This window comes from Cryocola sp. 340MFSha3.1 (assembly GCF_000383315.1).
GTDB lineage: Bacteria > Actinomycetota > Actinomycetes > Actinomycetales > Microbacteriaceae > Leifsonia.
The window spans coordinates 1,873,291-1,899,019 of the sequence record NZ_KB911087.1 but is presented as its reverse complement, the minus strand read 5'-3'; the positions used below and the strand labels follow the sequence as shown (position 1 = coordinate 1,899,019).

The following is a 25,729-nucleotide window of genomic DNA, read 5'->3' as shown; positions in this document are numbered from 1 at the left end:
GACAGGTGACCCTATGACGCATCGGCATCCGACTTCGCTCGGCCTGCTCATCGCCGTGCTCTCTGCGGCGACATTCGGGATGTCGGGCGCCTTCATCAAGCCGCTGCTCGAGAGCGGGTGGTCGCCCGTCGCCGCCGTGACCGCGCGCGCTCTGATCGGCGGGGTCGTGCTGCTGCCGTTCGCGCTGATCGCGGTGCGCGGCCGTTGGGCTGCCGTCTGGCGGGGCCGCTGGCGGCTGCTCGGGATGGCGCTCGTCGGCGTCGCCGGCACCCAGGTGCTGTACTTCGCGGCCATCCAGCGCATCCCCGTGAGCACGGGCATCCTCGTCGAGTACCTCGCGCCCGTCCTGCTTGTCGTCGCCGTATGGATGCGTACCCGTCGCGCTCCGCGGGTCGTCGTCCTGGCCGGCTCTGTGCTGGCGATCGGCGGACTCGTGCTGGTCGTCTCGCCCGGCGGGTCCGGCGCGCTCGACCCGCTCGGGCTCGTGCTGGCGGTGCTCGCCATGGGCGGATGCGCGGCCTTCTACGTCATCGCCGCGAGACCGAGCGACGGACTCCCGCCCGTCGCCCTGGCCTGCGGCGGACTCCTGATCGGGGCGATCGCCCTCGGCGTCGTCGGCGCGACGGGCGTGCTGCCGGTCACGGTGAGCTTCGCCGACGTGCCGCTGTTCGGGCAGTCGGTGGCGTGGTGGGTGCCGCTCGCCGTTGTCGGGGTGTTCGCCACGGCCGTCGCCTACGCCGCGAGCATCACCGCGACGGAGCTGCTCGGTTCTCGACTCGCGTCGTTCACCGGTCTGCTGGAGGTCGTCGCGGCGACCCTGTACGCGTGGCTGATGCTGGGCGAGCAGCTCGGGTTACTCCAGCTGCTGGGCGGCCTGCTCATCCTCGGCGGGATCGCGCTGGTGCGCGCGGATCGCTCCGACCCGGCCGACGGCGTCGCACCCGACGACACAGGCTCGCCTGAGGAGTCCGCGCCGCTCGGTTCCGCGATCCCGGGGAGCAAACCGCGCTGACCCCTTGCCGCGGCTCTCGTACGCGCCGATGGTGGGGACATGGATGCGACGAGCCGCGATGAGGACCGGCGTGGGCACGACGAGGACAAGTCGACGATCGACGTGCGCCTGACCGGCGTGCGCGACCCGCGGGACCCGGACGGCCTGCTGACGGTCGAGCAGGATGCGGACCGTCCCGACCCGTCGCGGTTCGGCGTTCCCGAGACGGACACGCTCGAGCGGGAGCGGGCGTACGTTGCCCGGCTGCGCGCGGGCGGGTCATCGGACGACCTGCCGCAGGTCCCGCCGAAGCGCGGCGTGACAGGCCGGGGCTGAGCCGCCGCCCGGCAGCGGCGAGAATGGGGTGATGGCCCTCCCCGCGACCGAGCGCATCGTCCCCGTCCCGGTCACCCGCATCGAACTGGAGGCCGCCGTCGCCTTCGGAACCCTCCGCCGCGCGTTCGAAGCGGAGGTGCCCCCGCTCGACGTCACGCAGCTGCGCGACCTCCTCGCGGAGGATGCGGACTGGCGCCGGCTCACCCGCGAGACGGCCGGACCGGGCATCCATCGGTTCGTGCGGTTCTGGACCGACCACCCGACGGCGGTGATGCGCGTGGGCGGCGCCGACATCCCGAGCGCGGTCTACCTCATCGGCGACTACGCCACGGCTGCGCGGATGTTCCGGCACGATCCCGGCACACTGCTGTACACCCCGATCCGGGTCGAACTGCACGCTGCGCGTGGCGGCGGCACGGTGCTGAGCGTCGACCAGCCGAGCAGCCGGCTGGCGAGCTTCGGAAACAACAAGATCACCCAGGCAGGCTTCGAACTCGATCGGATGCTCGGCGACCTGCTCGAGGAGCTCGGCCTGCCCCGGCCCAGCGTGCTGCGCCGCTGAGCCGGGGCGGGGTCGTCAGCTCCCGGGGATGCTGGCGATCGGCAGCGTCATGACGGTGAGATCCTTCTGGATCTCGGGATCGTTCAGGTGCTGCGTGAACAGCGTCTTCAGCTGGTCCTGGTCGACCGTGGGAAGAGGCGTGCCACGCAGGTCCTCCACGATCGATCGATACCGGTCCGCCATCCGGGTGAGGGTCGCGTAGCAGTTCTGATTCAGCCAATCGACGGACTGGCCGGCGTAGAACGAGCCGTCCCGACCGCTGACGAAGCAGTACGGCTGCTCGCGCGGGAGGAACGGGAACCGGTTGGATTCAACGGCCGCGGCATCGGCGGCGAACATGTCCCAGCCGCCGGTCGATCCCTCGGCGTTCGCCCAGGGCCAGGTCGCGTCGTCCCCCTCGGGGAACAGGGTCGCCCAGTTGCTGTCGCTGCCCAGGCGGCCGTCCTGCGAGGAGGTTCCGTAGACCACGGACCCGATCGTGGCGGAGGACAGAGGGAACACCTGATCCGTGATCTTCGTGACCATCTCGGGATCCGCGATCGCCTTCGTGATCGCGGCGGCGAACCCGTCCGTGCTCTGCGCGATGAACGCCTCGCGGTCCGCTGCGAGCTTGGCCTGGAGTGCCGCGTGGGCGTGCCACTTCTGCGTCGCCGCCTTGGCCACGACTTCCGCTCCGGAGCGCGGATCGGCCACCTCGGCCGCGAGCGCCGCCCGGTCGACCGCGGCATCCACAAGTCCCAGGTTGAACACCTCGGTCGCCTGCCAGGCCGCGAACATGTCTCCTGCGGCCGCGGACATGGATGTGGTGAGCTCGTCGATGTGGTCCGGCAGCCACTCCTGGAACCGCTTGTCGCGGATGCCCTTCATGTAGTCGACCTGAATCGGCGAGGTGTCCCGGAACGCGGCGATGAACGCGCCGATCAGGGCGCCGATCAGCACGATCACGATGGCGACGACCGGGCTTGCGAAGGACACCACGAAGCCGGCCGAGTTGGCCAGAAGAGCAACCACGTTCTGGGCGATGTCGATGTCGTCGCCGCTTGTGATGGCGTTCGCCAGCCCGAGGGCCTCGGCGAGCACGGGAACCTGTCCGGCGAAGATCTCGGCCTTCTGGAGCTTCGAGAGGTCGGAGTCGAAGGCGCCCGTGACGTCGAAGATCCAGCGCAGCGCCTCGACGCCGTCGAGAGCTTCGAGACCCTTGAGGTCGCGGAACTTGGCGGTGTGGGCGAACTCGTTCAGTTCGCCCCGTGTGGCGGGAAGGGCGGTGAACACGTTGCCGTCCTTCGCGCCGGCCCCGGCGAGGTCGGAGAAGTCCCCGCCTTTCTCGACCAGTGCGGCGAACTTCTTCCGCCCGAGGTCCAGGAGCTCGGGGGCGCTCAGCGCGGCCAGGGCTTTCCCGCTGGTGTCGACCGTCCCGGTGTCCAGGATCCTGCTCAGTTCGGCTGTGACGCGACTCGTCTCCGGACCGGCCCAGGCCGGTTCGGCGCCCGTCGTGCCGGGGATCAGCGCGATGGCTACCGCGGCCACAGCCAGCTGGGCGGTCAGCCTGCGAATTCTTCTCATGTCGTCTCCCATCAGCCGGGCGTTCTGCTCGGCGGTGCTACTGATGAAGACGAAGCGGTATACCCCCTCCTGACGCGTGGCCCGGCGGGTCGGGTCTATGAGCCTCTCAATGCATGTCGCTCTGCGGCCGGCCCCCTGACGATGTCGGTGCGGCGGCGTACTGTCTGCCGCATGAGCGACACCAGCGGCACCACGAACGGCTCCGGCGACGATGTGCTCGGCGCCCGCGGCGACGACAGCAACCCTGCGAGCAAGGACCCGTCGGAGTGGGTCACCGGCGACGAGCCGATGACCGCATCCCAGCGCAGCTACCTCGACACCCTCGCCCGCGAGGCCGGTGGGGAGCTCCCCGCCGACCTCACGAAGGCGCAGGCATCGGAGCACATCGACCGGCTTCAGCAGAAGACGGGGCGCGGTCAGGGCTGACGGAATGGAGTTGACGCAACACGCCGTCCCCGGCCGACGGCGGACGGCGTGTTGCGTCAACCAGATGTCAGCGGGAGGCGGGCACCGCGTCGCGGAGGAAGTCCGCGACCCAGCGCGCGCTGCGCTTGGGCGTGCGCTTCTGCGTCGTGTAGTCGACGTGCACGATCCCGAAGCGCCGGGAGTAACCCCACGCCCACTCCCAGTTGTCGATCAGCGACCAGATGAAGTAGCCCTGCAGCGGTAGGCCCTCGGCGACCGCATCCCGAGCCGCCTCGAAGTGCGCCTCCAGGTACTCGGCGCGCTGCGGGTCGTCGATCTGGCCGTCCGCGTCCACCTGGTCCGGGTACGCAGCACCGTTCTCGGTGATGTACAGCGGCAGGCCCGGCGCGAGCGCGTTGGCCTGGCGGAGCACATCCACCATCCCGTCGGGGTGGATCTCCCAGCCCATCTGCGTGACCGGAGCCCCGGTCTTGACGAAGCGGACGTGCTCGCTGCCCGGGTAGGCACTAGAGGGTGCGCCCGCCGCGGGCTTCGAGCCCGATGCGACCGTGTGGCGGCTGTAGTAGTTGATCCCGAGGAAGTCGATCGGCGCCGAGATACGCTTCAGGTCGTCGTCGGTCGCGTTCTCGGCGAACCACCGCGTCTCGCCGAGGTCCTCGAGCACATCGACGGGATAAGCGCCCTTCAGCACAGGGTCGAGGAAGAACCGGTTGCTGAGGCCGTCGATCCGGCGCGCCGCGTCCGCATCCGCCTCGGAGTCGCCCGCGGGCTGCACCGAGTACAGGTTGAGCGTGGTGCCGATGCTGGCCGACGGGACGGTCGCACGCAGCGCCTCCAGCGCGTGGCCGTGGCCCAGGAGGAGGTGGTGCGCCGCGTGCGCCGACCGGGAGCCGAGCGTTCGCCCGGGTGCGTGGTGCCCGCTCGCGTAGCCGAGGAAGGCCGAGCACCACGGCTCGTTGAGCGTGATCCAGTCGGTCACGACGTCGCCGAGCTCCTCGGCGACGAGAGCGGCGTAGTCGGCGAACCGCATCGCGGTGTCGCGATCGAGCCAGCCGCCGCGGTCCTCCAGCGCCTGGGGCAGATCCCAGTGGTACAGGGTCGCCCACGGGGTGATGCCGCGCTCGCGCAGCGACTCGGCGAGCCGACGGTAGAAGTCCAGGCCCGCACGGTTCGCGGGGCCGGTGCCGTCGGCCTGGATGCGCGGCCACGCGACCGAGAACCGGTAGGCGTCGAGGCCGAGGTCGGACATCAGCGCGACGTCTTCCGGCCAGCGGTGGTAGTGATCGTCGGCCACGTCGCCCGTGCTGCCGTCGGCGATGGCTCCGGGGACGCGTGCGAAGGCATCCCAAATGCTCTCGCCGCGGCCATCCTCGTGGGTGGCGCCTTCGATCTGGTACGAGGCGGTCGCGCTCCCGACGACGAAGCCGTCGGGAAGGTCGCTTCTCTGCATGGTCACTGCTCCTTGGACGGGGCGAGCCAGTCGCCGTCGCCGTTCTCGTAGAGGGAGATGAGGATGTCGTCGCGCTTGATCCCGAGCGCTGCGAGCCGCTCGACGACCAGCTCCGCACCGCGCTGCTTCACTTCGGGAGAGTACCCGTTGTAGGCCAGGATGCTGATGAAGACGATGTCCGAGCGATCCGCGTCCGGGAAGGTGCGGCTGTAGAACAGGTCGCCCTGCTCGTGCAGCGTGAAGATCTGGAACAGGTCGTCGGCCGGCATGCCCCATCCGTCCGCGAGCGCGGAGTTGATGGCCGCGCTCATCTGCGGTCGGAGGTCGGCCAGCGGGCTGTGCATGTCGATTCGGACGAGTGGCATGGTGTCTCTTTCGTGTGTTCGGTGGTGGGTCGGTGTCGGTCAGTCGGCGTCGAGCCAGTTCGCGGGGGAGGGCAGGAGCGACTCCAGCTCGTCCCAGAACTCCTGCGGCCGGTCGAGCGCGGCGGCGTCGAGGGTCTGCTGGATGCGCTCCGGCCTGCTGATCCCGACGATCGTGCTCGCGAAGCGGTCGTCGCGGGTCGAGAAGCGGAGGGCGGCGGCCGCGAGGGTGGTGTCCCACCGGCGGCAGGCCTCCCGCATGCGCGCGATGGCGTCGAGCGTCTCCGTCGAGGCCGGCCGGTATCCGTAGTCGGTCTTGCGGCCGGTCTCGTCGGCGAGGATGCCGCCACCCAGAACGGCCGCATTCACGACACCGATCCCGAGCTCGGCCGCGCGGTCGAGCAGGGGTCCGGCGCTCCGGTCGACGAGCGTCCAGCGGTTGTGCACGAGCAGCACCTCGAAGACGCCGAGGTCGAGGTAGCGGCGCATCACCCGGACGTCACCGCCGGCGAGCCCGATGTGGCCGACGTCGCCGCGCTTCTTCGCCCGCACGAGCGCATCCACCGCCCCTCCCGGAGCGGTCATGGCGTCGAAGTCGTGAAACTCCGGGTCGTGCAGGTGCACGAGCGGCAGGGGACGGATCCCGAGCCGCCCGGTGCTCTCGGCGATCGACCGTCGTACGCGCTCACCGCTGTAGTCGCCGTCGCGCTGGTCGGTCTTGGTGATCACCACGACGTCGTCCGGTAGGCCGCCGAACTCCGCGATCGCCTTGCCGATGCGCTCCTCGCTGCGGCCGTCGGAGTACCCGTTCGACGTGTCGATGGTCCGGATGCCGCTGCGCAGTACGTCCTGCACCAGCGCGATTGCGTCCGCCTCGGCGACCTCGTGGCCGAAGTTCTCGGGCATGCTGCCGAGTGGGGCGCCGCCGAGGGTCACCGCGCTGACGGAGAGTCCCGTCGCGCCGAGCGGACGCAGCGAGGTGGATGCGGTCATGCGTTCGCGACCGTGTACAGCAGGCCGTCGGGGCCGCTGTAGACCTCGCGGTCGCCGGTGGTGCCGACAACCGTGCCCGGAGCGGTTCGGCCCTCGAAGGCGACCGCGACGAAGCCGGGCGCGTCGAGCTGCGGGCTGCGCTCCGCCTTCTCGGCCTTGTCGTAGGTGAAGATCTCGAGCGAGCTGTCGCCGTGGCGCAGGAAGTTGATCTCGAAGCCGCGGTCGTCGCTCGGCTGGTGGATGCCCGACATCAGCGAGTACCCGAGCTCGCCGTAGTGCTCCTTGGTCGCCTCCAGGTCGGCGACGGTCTCGGCGACGTGGTCGAAGCGGGGGCGGTCGGGGTCGCCGAGGCCCCAGTCCCGCTCGACCGCGCTGCGGTCGTAGACCTCGTGATACTGGAGCGGGCCCTCGACCAGTTCGAGCAGCGTGCCGTCCGGGTCGTAGAAGAACGTGATGCGCACATCCCCCTCGGCGTGGATCGGCTCGAGGTGGAACGGCACGCCGGCGTCGTGCAGGGCGTCCACGCGGGCGTCGAGGTCGGAGACCTTGAAGCCGACATGACGGAAGCCGCGCTGGAGGTCGTCGCCCACCCAGGTCGACTCGGCGGGGGTGTCGATGCGGTAGAGCACGAGCTGCGCGGTGACCAGGTCGAGTACCGCGCTGTCGTCACCCGCCCCGATGACCTCGGCGCCGAGGTGGCGGCGGTAGAACTCGACCGACCGCGGGATGTCGGTGACGTTCAAGAGTACGGATTCGATGGCCAAGGGAGAGTCCTTTCTACGCTGAAAGCTCACTATCTCAACGTACGCAACTAAGTGCATTCGGCCAGAGAAAGCGGCATTAGACGACACAATACATGGCAAGGCGAGGTTTTTGACAAAAAGGTTTTAACTATTGCGCGTCGTTCGGATGCGTGTGTAGGCTCGCCCCGAACGTGCGCCGCCATGCACGAGATCAGCACAAAGAGGTGGAGGAATCACAATGATGCGTACGCGGTTCATTTCCGCGGCAGCGGTGGCTGCGGCCGCCGCACTGGCGATCACAGGCTGCACCGGCTCGTCCGGCGATCAGGCCTCGGATGTCAAGCCGGCCAAATCCGGAAGCGTCACCTGGTGGGGCTGGACCCCCGACACTCCGGTGGCCGAGAAGTACATCGCAGAGTTCAACAAGGAGTACCCGGACATCACGGTCACCTACAAGAACTTCGAGAACGTCGACTACCGCAACACGATCACGCCCGCGCTCGACTCGGGCAAGGGTCCGGACGTCTTCGACCTGTCTCCCGCGGGCGGCTCGCCGGACCTGTGGGGCCCCTACGCGCTCGACCTGACGTCGCTCGCAAAGGACACCCTCGGCGACGACTGGAAGGACCAGATCGGCGGCTCCTACGTGAAGCAGCTGACCGGCTCGGACGGCCGTTTCGTCTCGCTCCCGCTGGGCGGGATGTCGGCCGGATTCCTCTGGTACAACAAGGACATCCTCGACAAGGCCGGCGCGAAGGTTCCGACGGACTACAACTCCTGGGTGGACACCTGCAAGAAGGTGACGGCCATCGGCAAGACCTGCTTCACCATGGGTGCCGGCGGCACCGACACCTTCCCGACCGAGATGTACCACTCGATCGCCAACACCGTCGACCCGGACTTCTTCATCAAGGCCGCCACCGGCAAGGCGAAGTGGAACGACGAGCAGGGCCAGAAGGTGCTCGAGATCATCAAGAAGATGAAGGACGACGGCATCATCCCGCCGAACGCGCTGGACGGCCCGCAGTATCCGCTCGCGAACAACGAGTTCATGAAGGGCGACGCCGCCATGGTCCAGATGGGCTTCTGGTACACGCAGTACGCGGGCGCCGAGTCGTGCAAGGCCTCGATGGAGGCCGCCGGTGTGAGCAACCCGACCTGCTTCGTCCAGCTGCCCGCGCAGTTCCCGGATGTCGCCGGTGAGGGCCACAAGAGCACCTACTTCGGTGAGGCCGACTACGGCCTGGCGATCAACTCCGAGTCGAAGAACATCGGTGCGGCCAAGACGTTCGTCTCGTGGATGACCATGAACAAGACCGGCCAGCAGAACGTCGCCAACGCGCTCGACCTGCTTCCGGCCCTGAAGGGGACCACGCCCGACTGGTCGAACATCACGCTCGTGGACGAGGCTGTGCAGCGTCCGGCGATCGAGACCCTCATCAAGGAGAGCGGCGAGACCACGGAGTCCCGCCAGTGGCAGACCACCCAGAAGTCGCTCGACGCGATCGTGGTCGCCATCCAGCAGGTGCTCGACCCCTCGGTGAACAAGTCGATCAAGAGCATCGCGGACGACCAGCAGGCCTCCTCCGAGGCGAGCAAGGTCGGCACCAAGTAATCGCCATCGAACGAGAACGGATCGATCTACGTCATGACCGTCACGGATCTTGAGATCGGATCCGACCGACAGACACCCGTGGTGAAGGGAGGCGGGCGCCCCAAGCGGCGCGCCCGCCTCCTGCCCGGGGGCCTCCGCTGGATCCTTCCGGCGTTCGCCATCTCCGTCGGGCTGATCTACTACAGCATCATCTACTCGGGCTACCTGTCGTTCTTCTCCTGGCCCGGCGGCCGGGCGCTGATGACGCCGGTCGGCTTCGGCAACTACATCTCGGCGCTGGCGGACCCGGTGCTCTGGACCTCGCTGCGCAACACGATCATCTATTTCGTCGTGGTGTTCATCGTGCAGGTGGCCGGCGGGACGCTGTTCGCGGCGGCCATGCACTCCAAGATCCGCTTCGCGAACCTCTACAAGGTGCTCGTCGTCATCCCCGTCGTCGTGGCACCGGCCACGCTCGCCCCGGCGCATGTCGAGGTCTGGCAGAGCGACGGCACGGTTAACAGCATCCTGGGCTTCTTCGGCCTGTCGGCTCTGCAGCAGCCGTGGATCGGCCAGTCGACGACCTCGCTGCTCGTCGTCACCCTGGTCGGATGCTGGGGTGCGATCGGCTACGGCTTCATCCTCATCTACGCCGGCATGGCGCAGATCGACCCCGAGCTCATCGAGGCCGGGAGGCTGGACGGCGCGGGCAACTTCCGCGTGCTGTTCTCGATCGTCCTTCCGACGCTTCGCCCGATCATCGTCTCGCTCGCCATCCTGAACTTCATCACGGCGCTGAAGCTGTTCGACAGCCCGTGGCTGATCACTCAGGGCGGCCCGGCGCACTCGTCCGAGTTCCTCGGAACCATGATCTACGCCGAGACGGCGAGCAGCGACCGCAACCTCGGTTACGCGTCGGCGCTGTCCATCCTGGTGCTGATCATCGCGATCGCCGTCTCCGTCTTCATGCAGCTGCGTGGACGCGAGCGTCTGACCCGTACGAAACCGCGCCGCAAGGAGGCCGCCGATGTTTGAGACCCGCTCGCTCCGCGCGCGCATCACCCTGCAGCTGGTCCTCACGGTCGCCGTCGTGCCGTTCGTGATCCCGCTGATCGCGATGCTCCAGACCAGCTTCGAGGGGCAGGGGTGGGGCAACTACCTCGCGGTGGTTCAGGTCCCCGGCTTCCCGAAGTTCTTCCTCAACACGATCATCATCGCGGTCGCCTCGATCGTCATCGTCTACGTGGCGACGCTCGCGGCGGCGTTCGGCTTCTCGAAGCTGCGCGTGCGCGGCAAGGAGCTGTACTTCTGGCTCATGATGGCCGCGCTGACGCTGCCTGAGGTGGTGTTGATCGCTCCTCTTTATACGACCGCGGTAAAGCTCGGGCTGCTCGGGACGTACTGGTCGGTGATCCTGCCTATCGCGGCGCTCCAGATCCCGTTCACCGTGCTGATCGCCCGTGGCTACGTCGACGGCATCCCCGACGCGATGTTCGAGGCCGCCCGCATCGACGGCGCGAGCACCTGGCGCGTGTTCTGGTCGATCCTGGTCCCGCTGTCTCGCCCGATGGCCGTGGCGCTCATGGTGCTGGTGCTCATCTACGCGTGGAACTCGTACCTGCTGCCCAAGGTGTTCCTGATCGACGACGGGATGGGCGTGGTCACGCAGCTGCCCGAGTTCTTCCGACGGCAGTACAACGACGACACGCCGAAGATCCTCGCCGCATCGGTGATCACCGCGATCCCGACGATCATCGCCTACATCGCACTGCAGCGGCAGTTCGAGCGCGGCATGGCGGCGGGCGCGATCAAGTGACGGAGGAAGTCGTGGCGGGAGGGCCGCATCCGGCAGACTTCCTATCTGGGGTCTCGTGCGGAGCGAGGGGAAGGCGGTGAGCAGATGACGGATCAGGCGGCATCGATCGGCCTGGTGATCCGGCACGGCCGCGACCGCGACCCGGTCGCCTCCGCGATCGTGCGCGCGATCGCCGGCCCCCTGCTCGCGGCCGGCATGCGGTTCATCACCCGGTCGGTCGACGACGAGGAGTCGGAGCTGCGCACCTACCGGCTGTGGGCCCGCGTCGGGGGAATCGCCGGTGTCATCGTGCTCGGGGCGCGGGAAGAGGATGCCCGCATCCGGCTTCTCCGTCAGATCGACATGCCCTTCGTCGCGCTCGCCCCAGCCGCGGACGATACCGACTACCCGGCGGTGACGGTGGATGCGGCGGCCGCCTCGCGCGCGCTCGCCGCCTACCTCGACGGGCACCCCGCCCGACGCTGGGTGTACGTGACGGCGCAGTCGGAGCCGGATCCGCTGGTGAGCGATGCAGGCAGCGCTGCGGGTGACGGCGGCCGGCGCATCGAGGTCGTCCAGACGGCGGATGTCGTCGCGGATGCGGTGCGCATCGCTGCCGAGAGCTCGCCGGAGGCGCCGACCGTCCTGGTGTTCGACAGCGACCACGACGCCGTCGCGGCGCTCGACGCCCTGGAGGAGCACGGCGTCGCGGTCCCTGACGCGGTATCCCTGATCTGCTGGAGCGACTCTCTGGTGTGCCAGAGCGCGAGCCGTCCGATCACCGCGATCGACCGTCACGGCCGGGAGATCGGCGCGCTGCTGGGCACGGCGGCGCTCGCCGCCATCCACGACGGCGATGTCGGACCGGTGGCGGCGCCCGAACCGGTCGTCGTCGTGCGGGAGACGTCGTGAGTGCGGCCCGACGGCTGGGACCGTCGTCCGCGAACACCCGGAGCGCCGTGCTCGACATGGTCCGATCCGGCGGCACCGTCACACGCACCGAGCTTGCGGAGCGATCGGGGCTGACCGCCACCTCCATCACACGAATCGTCAAGTCGCTGATCGAGGACGGCCTGGTCATCGAGACCGGCTTCAGTGAGTCGACCGGCGGCAAGCGCAGCAGCCTTTTGGAGCTCAACTCGACCGGGCGGTTCGCCGTCGGGCTCTCGCTCGACGCCGGGCGCCTGACCTACGTCGTGACCGATCTCGCGGGCACGGTCATCGGCCGGCTGGTCTCCCCCGGGATCGAGGAGGCGGGACCGAGCGAGGATGTGGTGCGCATCGCCCGCGAGCTCGGCCAATTGCTGGTCCAGCTCGACATCGCGCTGGAGTCCGTCGTGGGCGTCGGGGTCGCCGGCGCCGGCCTCGACCTGGGCGCCGGAGCGGAGCGCCTGTCGATCACCTCCACCGAGTGGGAGTCCTTCGCGCTGAACAAGGCGCTCGAACCGCGCATCGGACTGCCGGTGGTGCGCGACAACGACGCCGCGTGCGCCGCCCTCGGCCAGTACTGGGCCGGCCGGGTGCCCGCGACGCAGGACTTCGCGACGCTGTACCTCTCGAACGGCTTCGGTCTGGGGCTGATGGTCGGCGGCAGCGTGGCCCGCGGCGCCTCCTCGAACGTCGGTGAGATCGGCCACATGGTCATCGACATCGACGGTCCGCAGTGCTGGTGCGGCGCGCGCGGGTGCCTGGAGATGCTGGCGGCGCCCCGCGCGGTGGTGGCGCAGGCACTGGACGACGACGACCTCGTCCTGCAACTGGGCCTCACCCGCGACCCGCAACGCTTCCGCGCGGACTTCGAGGCGATCGCACGGGCGGCCGCCCAAGGCGAGCCGCGCTGCTGCGAGTTGATCAAGCGCTCGGCGCGGTATGTGGCCGCCGCGGTGCTGTCGATCGTGAACGTGCTCGACCTCGACCGTGTCGTGCTGGCCGGACCCGGATTCGCGGACGCCGGAGCCATCTACGTCCGCGAGATCCGTGCGTACGTCTCGCAGTTCGCCCGCACCCGCGCCATCCACCCGGTCGTCATCGAGCTCGCCGACCCCGGATTGGATGCGGCGGCCGGCGGAGCGGCGACGCTCGCGCTCCAGCACGCGCTCACCCCGCATGCGGCGCCGGGTCGCTGACCACGAGGTCCTCGGACCGACGGGCCGGCCGAACGCGTCGCGGCACACCTCTCCACACCGACCGCGCGCTGGGATATGGTTCGGCCACGGCGGTCTTGGGCGGAGGCGAGCAGCATGCGTGGAGCTGTACGGCACGTGGAGTGGGTGGGCGACGAGGACCCGCAACGACTGGAGGCCGCGGTGCTGACCCTCGCACCGGACAGGCTCGACGCCCTCGGCACCTCGCGGACCACCGACTACGTCACCAGCTGGGCGCTGGAGACCGGGCCGGACTGGGTGACCTCGCGGCTCTCGGTGTCGGTCGCCGGCCGCGGGTTCACGCGCTGGCTCGTGCTGACGCGCAGCACCCACGGCACCTGGGCGACCGAGACGTACGCCCACGGCGACGTGCGCTACCACGGCGAACCGATGCCCGATCCGGGCGCGGCACACCCGGAAGCCCTGGAGGACGCACTCGACTGCGACCTCGCGCTCTGCCCGGTCACCAACACGATGCCGATCCTGCGCCTGCGTGCCCGAGAGGGGCTGGCGGAGACCGAGCTCACGATGGCGTGGGTCGACCTGCCGTCGCTCGCGGTCATCCCGAGCCGGCAGGCGTACAGCGCCGCGAAACCGTACGACCCGGCTTCCGGTCACAGCGTGGTGCGGTACCGCAGTGTGGGCGACACGTTCATGGCCGATCTCACCGTGGATGAGGACGGCATCGTGATCGACTACCCGCGGCTGGCCCGGCGCATCCTCTGAGCACCCACGACCGCACACCGAATCGGCGCCGCCAGCAGTCGTGACCGCTGACGGCGCCGAGACCTCGGGCCTGCCGCGCTACGGTGTCGCCGTGATCGACAGTCCGTCGAACTGGTTGATCGCCGACTGCGTCACGTCGTGCGACGTCGAGAAGATCCCGGCGTCCTGCGTCGCCGCCGCAGAGGCGAGGGTGACCGGTGAGCCGATCGGCACGTAGTTGACGCCGTCGTACGAGTACGACGCCGTGTAGGACGTGCCGGTGCGGGCGAGCTGCACCCAGATCGGCCGGAAGACGTCGACCGACGCCTTCGCCTCCGTGTCGAGGTAGCCGTCGCCGTTGGCATCCCACTCGAACACCACGCCGTTGCGTGCCGTCACCGCGACGACCGCGTAGCCGGCCGACGAACCGGCCTTCGTGATGTCGTTGCGGACCATCACGCCCGACTTCGCCGAGGCGTTCGCGTCGTTCACCGATACAACCCGCGCCGACACCGCGGAGTTCGCGGTGAACGACCCGGCCTTGTAGATCGCCCCGAACTGGTCGGAGTGCTGACCGCCCGCGCCCCACACGTCCGCTCCGGCCGCGGCGATCCCGTAGGCGTCACCGGCCTGTCCGAAGTAGGAGCTGACCGCGGAGGAGCCGGCCGTCGACAGGCCCGTGACGGGCGCATCCACCGGGCAGCCGGTGAACCCGAACCGGTTGGCGTTGAGCGACGTCCGGTACTGCGGCGCCACACCGGCCGCGCAGATCACGTCACGGGCGCCGGCGGGCCAGTTGGCACCGGAGACCTTGACGTTGTTGACCAGCGTGTTGTTGTGGGCCGCGGCGTTCGGGGCCGAGATTCCTCCGGAGTTGTACCAGTTGTTCTGGATGGTGTTGTCGCTGGTGTTGTTCCTCAGGCTGTAGGCGTTCGTGAAGACGAAGGAGCCGCCCTGGACCACGTTGTTCTCGTACGTCATGTACCGCGATCCCTCATCGAGGTAGAGGCCGACGCCCGAGATGTTGAACAGGTAGTTCTTGTCGACGACCGATCCGGGGCTGGCGGACAGGTTGTAGACCGAGCCGCCGTCGGCGAAACGCGCCTTCGTGTTGTGCACGAGGTTGCCCTCGACCCGGTTGTCCTTCAGGGTCGTCGGCGTCGTGTACAGCGTGTTCCACTTGTAGTAACCACGGTCGACGTAGTCGTTCGATCCGCCGGCGTCGTTGATGCCCCAGCCGTAGCCGGTGTCGATCCCGTCGTACGGAACGTTGGAGACCTCGTTGTGCAGGATCTGCGCCCGCGTCACGTAGGTGCTCAGGATCCCGCTGTTGTCCTTGTAGTCCACCGACACCCGGTCGATCGTGTTGTCCTGGATGCGGATGTCCTGGTTGACCATGCGGGGATCGCTCGGGTGGTGCGCGTCGGGGAGGACGCCTCCGACCGCGATGCCGTGTCCGCTGTCCTCCATGAACCGGTTGCCGACCACGTCGATGCTGCTTGCGCCGTATCCGATCCCGTTCGCCATGGCGTTGGTGTCGTTGCCGATGCCGAGGGCCGACGACCCGAGGTTCGTGAACGTGTTGCCGGTGAACGAGACGCGGCTCGCCGCCGACACCTGCACCGCCGCGGGCTCCTGGTACCAGCTCGTGCGGGCGCGCTCGAACATCTCGCAGCCGCGGGAGCAGCTGGTGAACGCGTCGGCGGGCCGATAGTCGTAGGAGCCCTTGATGAAGAGCCCGTTCTGCTGGTCGGCGTACCCGTCGGTCGACGGGCCGAGCCACGACGTGCCCGAGAACTGGATGCCCTCGAACGAGAGACCGCTCACCGGCTTGTCGTAGGTGCCGCCGATGCTGATCAGCGACTGCAGCCGCGGCAGCTCGATGTCGAGCTTGTTCGGGTCGACGCCTTCGGCGGGCTTGTAGTACAGCTTTCCGCCGTGCGGGTCGATGTACCACTGGTTGGTCTGCGTCAGGAAGGCGAGCGAGTTGTCGAGGTACCAGCTCGGCCCGGCCAGGAAGGAGTTCTGGACGGTGTCCCAGCCCCAGGTGTTGTTGTCCCAGGCAGGCTGCGCCATCGTGATCTGCGTCGGGCTGATGCTCTGCACCGGCGAGTATCGGTTGGTGAAGTCGCCGAGCGACTCGAACTCGATGCGGCCCTGGTCGGGGAGCCCGGCGAGGTACGCGAGCGCCGGGTTCTTGATCGTCAGCCCGGTGGCGGTGGGTGTCACGTCGGCGTTGGCCAGGCGGATGGATGCGCGCGGAGCGATCACGCCGTCGACGTAGAGCTGGCGGGTGTCGAGCCCCGCCGGGGTGTCGGCGACCCAGATCCCGGCGCCGGCGTCCGACTTCGTCCAGCCGGAGACGTCGGACGCCCCGCTGATGACCGGGTGCGCACCGGGTGCGGCAGCCCAGTGGACCGTGTTCGTGCCGCCGCCGTCGTCGGCGTCGAAGGTGAGCGGCTTGTCGATGCGGTACGTGCCGTCGGCCAGCTGCACGGTGACGTCACCGTGTTTGACCGATGGCCGCAGCACGTGCTGGGCGCGCTCGAGGGAGCACGGCTGCGACTGGGAGCAGTGCCCGGCGTTCTTGCCGTCGGGCGCAGCGTAGAAGATGGTCGCGGGCGCGGCCTGCGCCTTGAGCGGGATCAGCGCGGAGGCGATGACGGCTGCGGCTCCGAGGACCGCAAGCACTGCGGGTCGCCCTCGTCTCCTGGCCATCGATCGTCGCGAGTCTGACGTCAATGTCATGTTCGATCGCTTCCTGTCATGGAGGGCGTCGGTGCCCCCAGAACAGGGTTAGCATACGTATGATGTTTACTGCAAGAGACGTATGATGTTTGCGTGATCCGTCGCGATCACGCCGGGTCGGGGGCCAGGCCCGCCGCATCCAGCTCCTCCCAGAGGGCCTCCGGGATGTCCGCCCGGTAGCGATCGACGGTGCTGCGCACATGGTCTTCCGTGCGCATCCCCGTGACGACGGACACGACGGCGGGATGCCGCAACGGGTACTGGATGGCGGCTGCGGGAAGGCTGACGCCGTGATCGCGGCAGATCTCCGCGATCCTCCGTGCGCGGTCGATCACCTCGGCCGGCGCCGATCCGTAGTCGAAGTGCGCGGCCGGGTCGATCGTCTCGGAGCTCAGCAGCCCCGAGTTGTAGACGGCGGCAGCGACGACGCCGACGCCGCGTTCCGCCGCGACCGGCAGGAGGTCGTCCAGCGCCGACGGGTCGAGCAGGGTGAAGCGGCCGGCCACCATGACGACATCGACGTCGGTGCGGCGGACGAACTCCGCGAGCATCGCGGACTGGTTCATGCCGGCGCCGATGGCTCCCACCACGCCCTGCTCGCGCAGCTCCACCAGCGCGTCGACGCCGGTGGTGGATGCGGCCTCCCAGTCGTCGTCCGGGTCGTGCAGGTAGGCGATGTCGAGCCGATCGGTGCCGAGTCGGGCGAGCGACTGCTCCACCGAGCGGAGGATGCCGTCGCGGCTGAAGTCCCAGACCCTGCGCGTGCTCGCCGGAACGACGAAGCCGTCGTCGTCGAGGCGGTCGGCGCTCTCCGGACTGTCGACGAGCAGTCGGCCGACCTTGGAGGAGAGCGCGAAGCGGTCGCGCGGCGTCTCGCCGAGGGCGCGACCGAGGCGGCGCTCGGAGAGGCCCAGCCCGTAGTGCGGCGCGGTGTCGAAGTACCGGAGGCCCTCCTCCCAGGCGGCGTTCACCGCCCGCTGGGCCTCCTCGTCGGTGGTCTCGCGGAAGAGGTTGCCGAGCTGGGCGGCGCCGAAGCCGAGTTCCGTCAGGTCGGTCCCGGTGCGGAGGGTGCGGGTGGGCAGTGTCGGTGTCATCGCAGGCCTTCTTCGTCGGAGGAGCAGAATCGCTTCCTTTCAGCATACGTATTATGTTTGGATCATTCGAGACGAGGACGTCACGCCAGGTCCGTTCGGGACGGGCGAGGGACGAGGAAGGAGCGGCCGGCGATGTTGGCGGCGAACTACGCAGGCGAGCACACGATCACGATCGAGGAGCGGGAGGCGGCGGAGCTGCGACCCGGCGAGGTGCGGATCGCCGTCGCCTACGCGGGGATCTGCGGCACCGATCTGCACATCTACCACGGCGACATGGATGCGCGGGTCACGCTGCCGGCGACGATCGGCCACGAGATGTCCGGCACGATCTCCGCGATCGGCCCGGACGTCGAGGGATGGGCGGTCGGCGACGCCGTCACGGTCATGCCGCTGGCGTGGGACGGCACGTGTCCCGCGTGCCGTGCGGGCAACGAGCACATCTGCCAGAACCTCGACTTCATCGGCATCGACAGCCCCGGCGCCCTGCAGCAGAGCTGGAACGTCCCGGCCTCCACGCTCGTCCGTCTGCCGGACGGGGTGTCGCTGAGGGATGCGGCGCTGGTCGAGCCGGTCGCGGTGGCCGTTCACGACGTGCGCCGCTCGGAGCTGGCGCCCGGCGACCGGGCCGTCGTGATCGGCGCGGGCCCGATCGGCGTGCTCATCGCCACCGTCGCGAGCGCCTTCGGCGCCGAGGTCGTGATCGCGGAGATCGATCCCGGCCGCCGGGCCGCTGCGGAGGAGATGGGCCTGCGGACCCTCGACCCGAGTGCGGTGGACCAGGTCGCGTGGGTCGAGGAGTGGACCGGGGGAGCCGGCGCGGACGTGGTGTTCGAGGTCTCCGGCTCGGCGGCGGCCGTTCTCGGCGCGACGTCGCTGGCGAAGGTCCGCGGCACGCTCGTCGTCGTCGCCATCCACTCCCAGCCGCGGCCGATCGATCTGCACCGGGTGTTCTGGCGCGAGCTCCGCATCCTCGGAGCGCGCGTGTACCAGCGGCAGGACTTCGAGCGGGCAGTGGAGCTCGTCGCGGGAGGTGACATCCCCGCCGACCGGTTGATCACACGGGTGGTGCCGCTCGCCGAGACGGCGTCGGCGTTCGAGGCCCTCGAGGCCGGCGGGGCGATGAAGATCCTCGTAGAGGTCGGCCGATGAGCGGCTTCGACCTCTCCGGCCGGCTGGCGGTCGTCACCGGGGCGAAGCGCGGCATCGGCTTCGCGATCGCGGAGGCGCTCGCCGCGGCCGGCGCCGACATCGTCGGCGTCTCCGCAACGCTCGACCCCGACGGGTCGGCGATCGGCGACCGGGTGCGGTCGCTCGGGCGGAGCTTCGAGGGGCACCGCGTCGACTTCGCCGACCGCGCCCAGGTGAGCGCGTTCGCCGCGGAGCTCGCCGCCCGCGACCGTCACGCCGACATCCTCGTGAACAACGCCGGGACCATCCGGCGGGCCCCGGCGGCCGAGCATCCGCTGGAGTGGTTCGACGAGGTTCTGGAGGTCGACCTGACGAGCGGGTTCGTGCTCAGCCAGGCGCTCGGCGGCCGGATGCTGGAAGCGGGCGGCGGCCGGATCGTCTTCACAGCCTCCCTGCTGTCCTTCCAGGGCGGCATCAACGTTCCCGGGTACGCCGCCGCCAAGTCCGGCGTGGCCGGGCTCGTCCGCGCCCTCTCGAACGAGTGGGCCGGGAGGGGCGTGACGGTGAACGGCATCGCTCCCGGGTACATCGCGACGGACAACACCCAGGCGCTGCAGGACGACCCCGATCGCTCGCGGTCGATCCTCGAGCGCATCCCCGCCGGTCGATGGGGGACGCCGGAGGACATCGGGGGAGCGGCCGTGTTCCTCGCCTCCGACGCCGCCCGCTACGTCTCGGGCGCGATCCTGCCCGTCGACGGCGGGTGGCTCGGGCGATGACGGGGTTCGAACCGATCCTCCCGGTCGTCGTGATCGACGATGCGCGAGACGCCGAAGCGCTGGGCCGCGCGCTCCTCGCCGGCGGCATCCACCAGGCCGAGATCACGCTGCGGACGCCGGCGGCTCTGGATGCGCTGCGGGCTCTGGCCGGGATGCCGGGGTTGCGCGTCGGCGTCGGCACCGTCCTGGAGCCGGAGCAGGCAGAGGCCGCGATCGACGCGGGCGCGACGTTCGTGGTGAGCCCGGGCCTCTCCGAATCCGTCCTCGCGGTGTGCGCGCGGCGCGGAGTGCAGGCCGTTCCCGGCGCCGTGACGGCGACCGAGGTGATGCGCGCCCGGTCGCTGGGGCTGCGGACGCTGAAGTTCTTCCCTGCCGAATCCTCGGGCGGACCTGCCGCTCTGTCGGCGCTGTCGTCCGTGTTCCCGGACCTGGCGTTCGTCCCGACCGGCGGGATCGACGCGTCTCGAGCCGCGGACTATCTCGCGTTGCCGTCCGTGATCGCGGTCGGGGGCAGTTGGATGGTGCCGCGCGCCGCCATCGCGGCCGGCGATTTCGCACGCGTCGAAGAGCTATGCCGGGCGGCGGTCGAGGCGGCACGATGACCGGCCGCGCCGTGTCGCGTCAGCTACTTGGCAAACATCATACGTATGCCCTATAGTCGGGATCACGCCTCCTCGGAGTCGTCAACGAAGTCGACAAGACAAGGACATCTCATGGTCGGAATCCACACTGTGGTGCGTTCACGCCGTAGGCCGGCGCTGACCGTCGCCGCACTTGGCGCCGCGACGGCGCTCCTGGCTCTCACCGGTTGCAGTACCGGCGGGAGCTCGGCGAACGGGTCGTACGGCTTTCCCGAAGCCAAGCAGGACACCTCCTCGACGATCACCGTCTGGGTGGACGCGGACCGTCAGGCCGCGGCGAAGGCATTCGAGAAGGCGAACCCGGACACCAAGATCAAGGTCGTCACCTACGACGGGTCGGCCAACGGCTCCAACTCCTTCAGGACGAAGATGCAGCTCTTCGACCGTGCCGGCAGCGGCTGGCCGGACGTGGTCTTCTCCAGCCAGAACAACGACGCCGCCTGGGCGAGCCAGAAGAGCAACGGCAAGCAGGCCTTCGCCGCCGTGCTCGACAAGGGCCTCGTCCCCAAGGACACCCTCGACAACTTCACCGAGGGCGCCCTCAACCCCTGCACCGTCAACGGCCAGGTGTACTGCCTCCGCAACGACCTCGCCCAAGCCGTGCTCTGGTACGACAAGACCCTGATGGACAAGTTCGGCTACGCCGTCCCCACCACCTGGGAGGAGTACCAGGCGCTCGGCGAGAAGGTCGCGGCCGAGCACCCCGGTTACATCATCGGCACCGCCGGTGACGCCTGGACACCCGAGGTGTTCATGTGGGGCAGCAAGTGCCAGGCCAACGACATCACCGGCCCGAAGTCGGTGACCGTCAAGACCGACAGCACCGAGTGCAAGCGCGCCGCCACCCTGCTCGACACGCTCCGCGAGAACAAGACGGTCCCGGCCGTCAGCGTCTTCACCCCGGAGTTCGTCAAGAGCTACGCGGGCAAGGTGCTCATGATGCCCGGCCCCGCCTGGTACGCCGGCGCCATCTTCAACAACCCGCAGTCGCTCAACGTGCCGGCGGGCGAGCTCGGCGTCGCGGCCCCGCTGCCCTGGAAGGGCGAGGACAAGGCCGTGACCGGCAACGTCGGCGGCGGCACCTGGTTCATCTCCAGCCACTCCAAGAACCTGAAGGCCGCCGAGAAGTTCGCGCAGTTCGTCACGACCTCCGACGACTACCAGGTGGATGTCGCCCCCGGCTACCCGGCGTACGCGCCGGCGGCCAAGAAGTGGATCGAGAAGCAGGAGGCCAGCAAGTACTACGCCACCTCGCTCGAGCCCGTCGCGACCGCCGCCTCCCAGGTGTGGGACGGCTGGGGCTACGGCGTCTTCAGCCAGGAGGCCGTTTGGGCCAAGACGATGACCCCGGCCATCACGGGCGGGAAGTCGATCGAGAGCCTGCTGCCCACCTGGCAGGAGGCCATCGCGAACCAGGCCAAGGTCGACGGATACAAGGTGAACTGACATGACCCTCGCTCCACCGAGCGACCAGCTGGCCGCCGGCGCCCCAGAGCGCCGGCGGTCAGCCCGGCGGTCCAGCCGGGCACCAGGACGCACGCCCATCGGCTACGTCTTCGTCTCGCTCTACGCTCTGCTCGCCATCGCCTTCGGCATCCTGCCCGCCCTGTACGCGGTGCTGCTCGCCTTCACCCGGGCGGACGGCGGGTTCGCCGGAATCGACAACTTCATCACGGTCGTCACCGACTTCCGGTTCTGGCCGGCCGTGCTGCACGTGACGATCTACCTCGTCATCTGGCTGATCGGCCTCGTGATCTTCGTCGTGCTGCTGGCGCTCGTCGTCCACGCCCTGCGCGTGCGGTGGGCGAGCACCGGCCTGCGGTTCATCTACTACCTGCCGGGCGCGCTCGCCGGCGCCTCCAGCGTCCTGCTCTGGCTGTTCGTGCTCGACCCGACGGCAAGCCCGGTCAGCGGACTCCTCCGGCTGATGGGGATGAACAGCTTCGTGCAGGTCATCCAGCCGGGCAACCTGCCGGCCATCTTCGCGATCATCGCGTTCTGGACGGGCGCGGGCGGCTGGATCGTGATCATGTACGGCGCGCTCAACAACATCAGCACCGACGTGATCGAGGCGGCGCGCATCGACGGGGCCAACGCCGTGCAGATCGCCCTCCGCATCCAATTGCCGATGCTCCGCAAGTGGATCGCGTACATGGGGGTGATGTCGCTGGCGGCCGGCACGCAGCTGTTCGTCGAGCCCCAGCTGCTCAGCCAGGCGAGCAACGCTGTCGTCCCCAACGACTACTCGCTCAACCAGCTCGCCTACCAGTACGCGTTCCAGCAGAACGACTTCAACGGCGCCGCCGCGATCTCGCTCCTGCTGCTGATCGTCGCGCTCCTGCTGTCCTGGGTGTTCGTCACCCGCGGCGGCCTGTTCGAGAAGGAATGACCATGACCGCACTCACCGCAGAGCGCCGCCGCGCCAGTCTGCGCGGCTGGAGCGGACGCTCCATCGCGGGCGTCATCCTCGTCGTCTTCGTGCTGTTCTTCGCCATCCCGATCGTCTGGCTGCTGTTCGCGGTGACCAAGTCGTCCAAGGCGCTGATCGTCGCCAACCCGTTCTCGGTCGGGTCGTGGTCGGACTTCGTCGCCAACTGGAACCAGCTGTTCGGCTTCCAGGACGGCGCGGTGACGCTGTGGATCGGCAACTCGGCGCTGTACTCGATCGGCGCGCTGATCATCACGCTGATCGTGAGCATCCCGGCCGGCTACGCGCTGGCGCTGACCGAGTTCCGGCTCCGCAAGGCGCTGCTCGTGCTCACCCTGGTGGTCATGCTCATCCCGAGCACAGCGCTGGTGCTGCCGATCTTCCTGGAGCTCAACAGCGTCGGCCTGATCGGGAGCCCGCTGTCGGTGATCCTGCCGATGTCGTTCTTCCCGTTCGGCGTCTACCTGACGTACATCTACTTCTCGACGAGCATCCCGCGCGACCTGCTCGCGGCCGCACGGATCGACGGGTGCACCGAGTTCCAGGTGTTCACCCGGGTCGCGCTGCCGCTGGCCGCTCCGATCGTCGCACTGGTGGCGTTCTTCAGCTTCGTGCAGAACTGGAACAACTTCTTCCTGCCGTTTGTGATGCTGCCCTCCAGCGACGGCTACCCGATCCAGGTCGGGCTGACCTCGCTGCTCTCGGCGACGCCGGCCTTCAACCCCAGCTCGGCGGGCTCCGACTCGGTCCAGCTGCCGACCCTGGCGTTGGCGACCATCGTGTCGATCCTGCCCGTCCTCATCGTCTTCCTGTTCTCGCAGCGGTTCCTCGTCTCGGGGATGACCGCGGGAGGGACCAAGGAATGAGCACGTCAGCACCGAAGGAGAACCACCGATGAAGATCACGGGCTATCGCAGTCTGAGCACCGTCCACGACTGGGGCCGGGTCACCGGCGACGTCAACGGCGTGCAGACCGGCAACACGACGCCCGTCCCCGTCCTGATCATCGAGACCGACAGCGGCATCGAAGGGGTCGGGGTCGGCGCGCACGCCGACATCGCGCGGGTGTTCCCGGCGGTCGAGGGGGAGGACCCGCGCTCGGTCGTCGCCCTCTACGACCGGATGCTCGACTGGGTGTTCAAGGCCGGTCACTCCGGAACCACGTTCGGCACGATCGGCGCCATCGACATGGCGCTCTGGGATCTCAAGGCGAAGGGGGCGGAGGAGCCGCTTTGGCGCATGCTCGGTGCGCGCGAGCGGTTCGTGCCCGGGTACGCATCCGGCCTCGAGTACGGCCTGACCGACGACGAGCTGTCCGACCTCTACGGGCGGTTCGCCGACCGCGGGTTCAAGGCGGGCAAGCTCAAGGGCGGGCGCGACCTCGACCGCGACCTCCCGCGTCTGGAGCTGCTGCGCGACATCCTCAGCCGCAACTCGCGGCATCCCGCGCTCATGTTCGACGTCAACGAGTCGTGGAACCACGCGCAGGCCGCACGGTACATCGGCGCCATCGAGGAACGCCTCGACCTCACCTGGATCGAGGAGCCCCTGCGCCGATGGGATGCGGCGGGCATGGCCTCGCTGCGCGGCAAGATCCGCGCGGCCGTGGCGAGCGGCGAGAACCTGACCGGACTGGAGCAGTACCGGCCGCTGCTCGACAGCGGAGCGGTGGACATCGTGCAGGTCGGCAATGTCTGGGGCATCACGCACCTGCTCCGTGTCGCGACCCTCGCCCACGGGCACGACCTGCCGGTGAGCCCGGTCACCTACAACACCAACCCGGCCGCCCATGCAGCCGCCGCCATCCCCAACCTGCTGACGCACGAGGTGCAGGACCTCTCCTTCCCGATCGGACTGGATGTCGACCAGGAGTTCGACGACGGCGGCATCGTCCTCGGCGACCGGCCGGGGATCGGCATCATCGTGGACGAGGCCAAGCTGACCGGCGAGGGCGGGACTCCCGCACCTCCCGCCACCGGTCCGCACATCCGCCCCGAACGCGCGGCGCTGCGACTCGTCGCCGAGCCCGACGTGATCGACGACCCGACCGTGCCGCTGAGGCCGGTCTCGTGAGCGGCGAGCCGCAGCGGTTCGCGTTCGTCGTCGGCGTCCGGCCCGAGAAGCGCGAGGAGTACCTCGAACTCCATCGCGCCGTGTGGCCGGGCGTCGAGGCGAAGATGACCGAGTGCAACATCCGCAACTACAGCATCTACGTCTTCGGCGACATCCTGTTCGCCCACTACGAGTACGTCGGCGACGATCACGCGGCCGACCTGCAGCGGATCGCGGACGACCCGCTGTCGCAGGAGTGGTGGACGTACACGGACCCGTGCCAGGTGCGCATCGCCGAGGAACGTGACCCGGGCTCCCTGTGGCAGCCGATCGACGAAGTGTGGCGCCAGCGGTGACCGCCCGGATCGACGCTCACGTGCACCTGTGGGACCGCTCCACCGATCCGCAGGACTGGATCGATCCCGTCTCGATGGCGGCGATCGACCGCGACTTCGCCACCGATGATCTGCGCGGGATGCTGGCTGCGACGGGGATGGACCGCGCGGTGCTGGTGCAGGCGAGCAACAGCCTCGAGGAGAGCGTCCGGCTGTCGCGCAGCGACCCGCGGGTGGTGGCGGGACTGGTCGCCTGGGTCGACCTCGCCGGCGATGTCTGCGCGCAGCTCGACGAGGTGCGCGCCGGATCCGTGCCGGTCGTCGGCGTCCGGCATCTCGCCCACATCGATCCCGACCCCGAGTGGATACTGCGGGCCGACACCGCCGACGGTCTCGCCGCCCTCGGTCGCGAGGGGCTGGTCTTCGATCTCGTGATCCGCGACTGGCAGCTGGAGCAGGCGGCTCGCGTGGCTGCGCGCAACGACGGCGTCTACTTCGTGCTCGACCACCTCGGGGGTCCGCTCGCCGACGACGCGGACGCGTCGCGATGGGAGGCGGGGCTGCGCGCTCTCGCGGCCCTCCCGAACGTTTCGGCCAAGGTCTCCGGGCTCACGTCGGGGCTGGTGCCGGGGACCTGGACGGCAGGCGACCTCCGCGGGATCGTCTCGACGGCGCTGGAGGCGTTCGGTCCCGACCGCCTGCTCTACGGCTCGGACTGGCCGCTCGCCGAGCTCGGCGGCGGCGCTCCCTCATGGCGCGAGGCCTTCGACACGCTCGTCTCGGAGCTCTCGCCGGCCGAGCGTGACGCCCTGCTGGGCGGCAACGCGGAGCGGGTCTACTCCCTCGCCTGAGCTGTCCGC

Annotated in this window: 26 protein-coding genes; 19 read left to right on the top strand and 7 right to left on the bottom strand. The window is 69.2% G+C overall.

All coding sequences use genetic code 11. The annotated features are described in order from the left end of the window. Positions 1 to 13: 13 nt before the first annotated feature. Genes H284_RS0109050 through H284_RS0109040 form a run of 3 tightly spaced genes read left to right on the top strand, consistent with a single transcriptional unit; the run spans position 14 to position 1,889 of the window. A complete protein-coding gene (locus H284_RS0109050) occupies positions 14 to 1,012 on the top strand; it encodes an EamA family transporter (protein WP_020075983.1) in 999 nt (332 codons plus the stop codon). A 39-nt stretch (positions 1,013 to 1,051) separates the two neighbouring features. Further along, the gene (locus H284_RS0109045) at positions 1,052 to 1,327 is read left to right on the top strand and encodes a hypothetical protein (RefSeq protein ID WP_018189290.1); all 276 of its coding nucleotides are present in this window, start codon (positions 1,052 to 1,054) and stop codon (positions 1,325 to 1,327) included. A gap of 31 nt (positions 1,328 to 1,358) precedes the next feature. After that, entirely contained in the window at positions 1,359 to 1,889 is a 531-nt protein-coding gene (locus H284_RS0109040; protein WP_020075982.1) for a hypothetical protein, read from the top strand. A gap of 15 nt (positions 1,890 to 1,904) precedes the next feature. Here the strand turns inward: H284_RS0109040 and H284_RS0109035 are convergent, their stop codons facing one another. Further along, positions 1,905 to 3,452, bottom strand: a complete 1,548-nt coding sequence (locus H284_RS0109035; protein ID WP_231371134.1) for a hypothetical protein — start codon at positions 3,450 to 3,452, stop codon at positions 1,905 to 1,907. A 171-nt stretch (positions 3,453 to 3,623) separates the two neighbouring features. Between H284_RS0109035 and H284_RS0109030 the strand changes: the two genes are divergently transcribed. Then, on the top strand, positions 3,624 to 3,878 hold the full coding sequence (locus tag H284_RS0109030; RefSeq protein ID WP_018189293.1) for a DUF3072 domain-containing protein: 255 nt from the start codon (positions 3,624 to 3,626) through the stop codon (positions 3,876 to 3,878). A gap of 67 nt (positions 3,879 to 3,945) precedes the next feature. Here H284_RS0109030 and H284_RS0109025 read toward each other — a convergent pair whose 3' ends face one another. From H284_RS0109025 to H284_RS0109010, 4 genes are read right to left on the bottom strand one after another with little or no spacing between them, the layout of a single operon-like run. Next, positions 3,946 to 5,328: a GH1 family beta-glucosidase gene (locus H284_RS0109025; RefSeq protein ID WP_051087267.1), complete on the bottom strand. Its 1,383-nt coding sequence runs from the start codon at positions 5,326 to 5,328 to the stop codon at positions 3,946 to 3,948. 2 nt (positions 5,329 to 5,330) lie between these two features. Continuing rightward, the gene (locus H284_RS0109020; protein WP_018189295.1) at positions 5,331 to 5,693 is read right to left on the bottom strand and encodes a tautomerase family protein; all 363 of its coding nucleotides are present in this window, start codon (positions 5,691 to 5,693) and stop codon (positions 5,331 to 5,333) included. A 39-nt stretch (positions 5,694 to 5,732) separates the two neighbouring features. Continuing rightward, complete coding sequence (locus H284_RS0109015; protein WP_018189296.1) at positions 5,733 to 6,683, bottom strand: aldo/keto reductase; 951 nt, start codon at positions 6,681 to 6,683, stop codon at positions 5,733 to 5,735. Beyond that, positions 6,680 to 7,447 carry a VOC family protein gene (locus H284_RS0109010; RefSeq protein ID WP_020075980.1) on the bottom strand — a complete coding sequence of 256 codons (768 nt, stop codon included), beginning with the start codon at positions 7,445 to 7,447 and terminating at the stop codon, positions 6,680 to 6,682. The genes H284_RS0109015 and H284_RS0109010 overlap by 4 nt, the downstream gene beginning before the upstream one ends. A gap of 217 nt (positions 7,448 to 7,664) precedes the next feature. On the opposite strand from H284_RS0109010, the gene H284_RS0109005 reads away from it, so the two are divergent. From H284_RS0109005 to H284_RS0108980, 6 genes are all read left to right on the top strand, one after another. Further along, entirely contained in the window at positions 7,665 to 9,041 is a 1,377-nt protein-coding gene (locus H284_RS0109005) for an ABC transporter substrate-binding protein (RefSeq protein ID WP_018189298.1), read from the top strand. Positions 9,042 to 9,074: 33 nt separating this feature from the next. Next, positions 9,075 to 10,055, top strand: coding sequence for a carbohydrate ABC transporter permease (locus H284_RS0109000; RefSeq protein ID WP_018189299.1), 981 nt, complete (start codon positions 9,075 to 9,077; stop codon positions 10,053 to 10,055). Further along, positions 10,048 to 10,836, top strand: coding sequence for a carbohydrate ABC transporter permease (locus H284_RS0108995; protein WP_018189300.1), 789 nt, complete (start codon positions 10,048 to 10,050; stop codon positions 10,834 to 10,836). Before H284_RS0109000 ends, H284_RS0108995 begins: the two co-directional genes overlap by 8 nt. Before the next feature lie 84 nt (positions 10,837 to 10,920). Then, positions 10,921 to 11,727, top strand: a complete 807-nt coding sequence (locus H284_RS0108990; RefSeq protein WP_018189301.1) for a substrate-binding domain-containing protein — start codon at positions 10,921 to 10,923, stop codon at positions 11,725 to 11,727. After that, the gene (locus tag H284_RS0108985) at positions 11,724 to 12,941 is read left to right on the top strand and encodes an ROK family transcriptional regulator (RefSeq protein ID WP_018189302.1); all 1,218 of its coding nucleotides are present in this window, start codon (positions 11,724 to 11,726) and stop codon (positions 12,939 to 12,941) included. The genes H284_RS0108990 and H284_RS0108985 overlap by 4 nt, the downstream gene beginning before the upstream one ends. A 114-nt stretch (positions 12,942 to 13,055) precedes the next feature. Then, positions 13,056 to 13,685 (top strand): putative glycolipid-binding domain-containing protein, encoded by a 630-nt coding sequence (locus tag H284_RS0108980; RefSeq protein ID WP_231371133.1) that lies wholly within the window; start codon positions 13,056 to 13,058, stop codon positions 13,683 to 13,685. Positions 13,686 to 13,763: 78 nt separating this feature from the next. On the opposite strand, the gene H284_RS0108975 is transcribed toward H284_RS0108980, so the two are convergent. Beyond that, complete coding sequence (locus H284_RS0108975; protein ID WP_018189304.1) at positions 13,764 to 16,355, bottom strand: right-handed parallel beta-helix repeat-containing protein; 2,592 nt, start codon at positions 16,353 to 16,355, stop codon at positions 13,764 to 13,766. Between the two features lie 164 nt (positions 16,356 to 16,519). After that, positions 16,520 to 17,506 carry an aldo/keto reductase gene (locus H284_RS0108970; protein ID WP_018189305.1) on the bottom strand — a complete coding sequence of 329 codons (987 nt, stop codon included), beginning with the start codon at positions 17,504 to 17,506 and terminating at the stop codon, positions 16,520 to 16,522. Between the two features lie 132 nt (positions 17,507 to 17,638). Between H284_RS0108970 and H284_RS0108965 the strand changes: the two genes are divergently transcribed. The 9 genes from H284_RS0108965 (at position 17,639) to H284_RS0108925 (ending at position 25,720) form a co-directional block, all read left to right on the top strand. Continuing rightward, complete coding sequence (locus H284_RS0108965; RefSeq protein WP_020075979.1) at positions 17,639 to 18,655, top strand: zinc-dependent alcohol dehydrogenase; 1,017 nt, start codon at positions 17,639 to 17,641, stop codon at positions 18,653 to 18,655. After that, positions 18,652 to 19,413 carry an SDR family oxidoreductase gene (locus H284_RS0108960; RefSeq protein WP_020075978.1) on the top strand — a complete coding sequence of 254 codons (762 nt, stop codon included), beginning with the start codon at positions 18,652 to 18,654 and terminating at the stop codon, positions 19,411 to 19,413. Before H284_RS0108965 ends, H284_RS0108960 begins: the two co-directional genes overlap by 4 nt. After that, a complete protein-coding gene (gene eda / locus H284_RS0108955; RefSeq protein ID WP_039731235.1) occupies positions 19,410 to 20,015 on the top strand; it encodes a bifunctional 4-hydroxy-2-oxoglutarate aldolase/2-dehydro-3-deoxy-phosphogluconate aldolase in 606 nt (201 codons plus the stop codon). Before H284_RS0108960 ends, eda begins: the two co-directional genes overlap by 4 nt. A 111-nt stretch (positions 20,016 to 20,126) precedes the next feature. Beyond that, on the top strand, positions 20,127 to 21,500 hold the full coding sequence (locus H284_RS0108950; RefSeq protein ID WP_018189309.1) for an ABC transporter substrate-binding protein: 1,374 nt from the start codon (positions 20,127 to 20,129) through the stop codon (positions 21,498 to 21,500). Position 21,501: 1 nt separating this feature from the next. After that, a complete protein-coding gene (locus H284_RS0108945; protein ID WP_018189310.1) occupies positions 21,502 to 22,443 on the top strand; it encodes a carbohydrate ABC transporter permease in 942 nt (313 codons plus the stop codon). A 2-nt stretch (positions 22,444 to 22,445) separates the two neighbouring features. Beyond that, positions 22,446 to 23,348, top strand: a complete 903-nt coding sequence (locus H284_RS0108940; protein WP_029042879.1) for a carbohydrate ABC transporter permease — start codon at positions 22,446 to 22,448, stop codon at positions 23,346 to 23,348. Positions 23,349 to 23,376: 28 nt separating this feature from the next. Then, positions 23,377 to 24,555 carry a mandelate racemase/muconate lactonizing enzyme family protein gene (locus tag H284_RS0108935; protein WP_020075975.1) on the top strand — a complete coding sequence of 393 codons (1,179 nt, stop codon included), beginning with the start codon at positions 23,377 to 23,379 and terminating at the stop codon, positions 24,553 to 24,555. Then, the gene (locus H284_RS0108930) at positions 24,552 to 24,890 is read left to right on the top strand and encodes an L-rhamnose mutarotase (protein ID WP_020075974.1); all 339 of its coding nucleotides are present in this window, start codon (positions 24,552 to 24,554) and stop codon (positions 24,888 to 24,890) included. The genes H284_RS0108935 and H284_RS0108930 overlap by 4 nt, the downstream gene beginning before the upstream one ends. Then, complete coding sequence (locus H284_RS0108925) at positions 24,887 to 25,720, top strand: amidohydrolase family protein (protein ID WP_231371132.1); 834 nt, start codon at positions 24,887 to 24,889, stop codon at positions 25,718 to 25,720. Before H284_RS0108930 ends, H284_RS0108925 begins: the two co-directional genes overlap by 4 nt. Positions 25,721 to 25,729 lie beyond the last annotated feature (9 nt).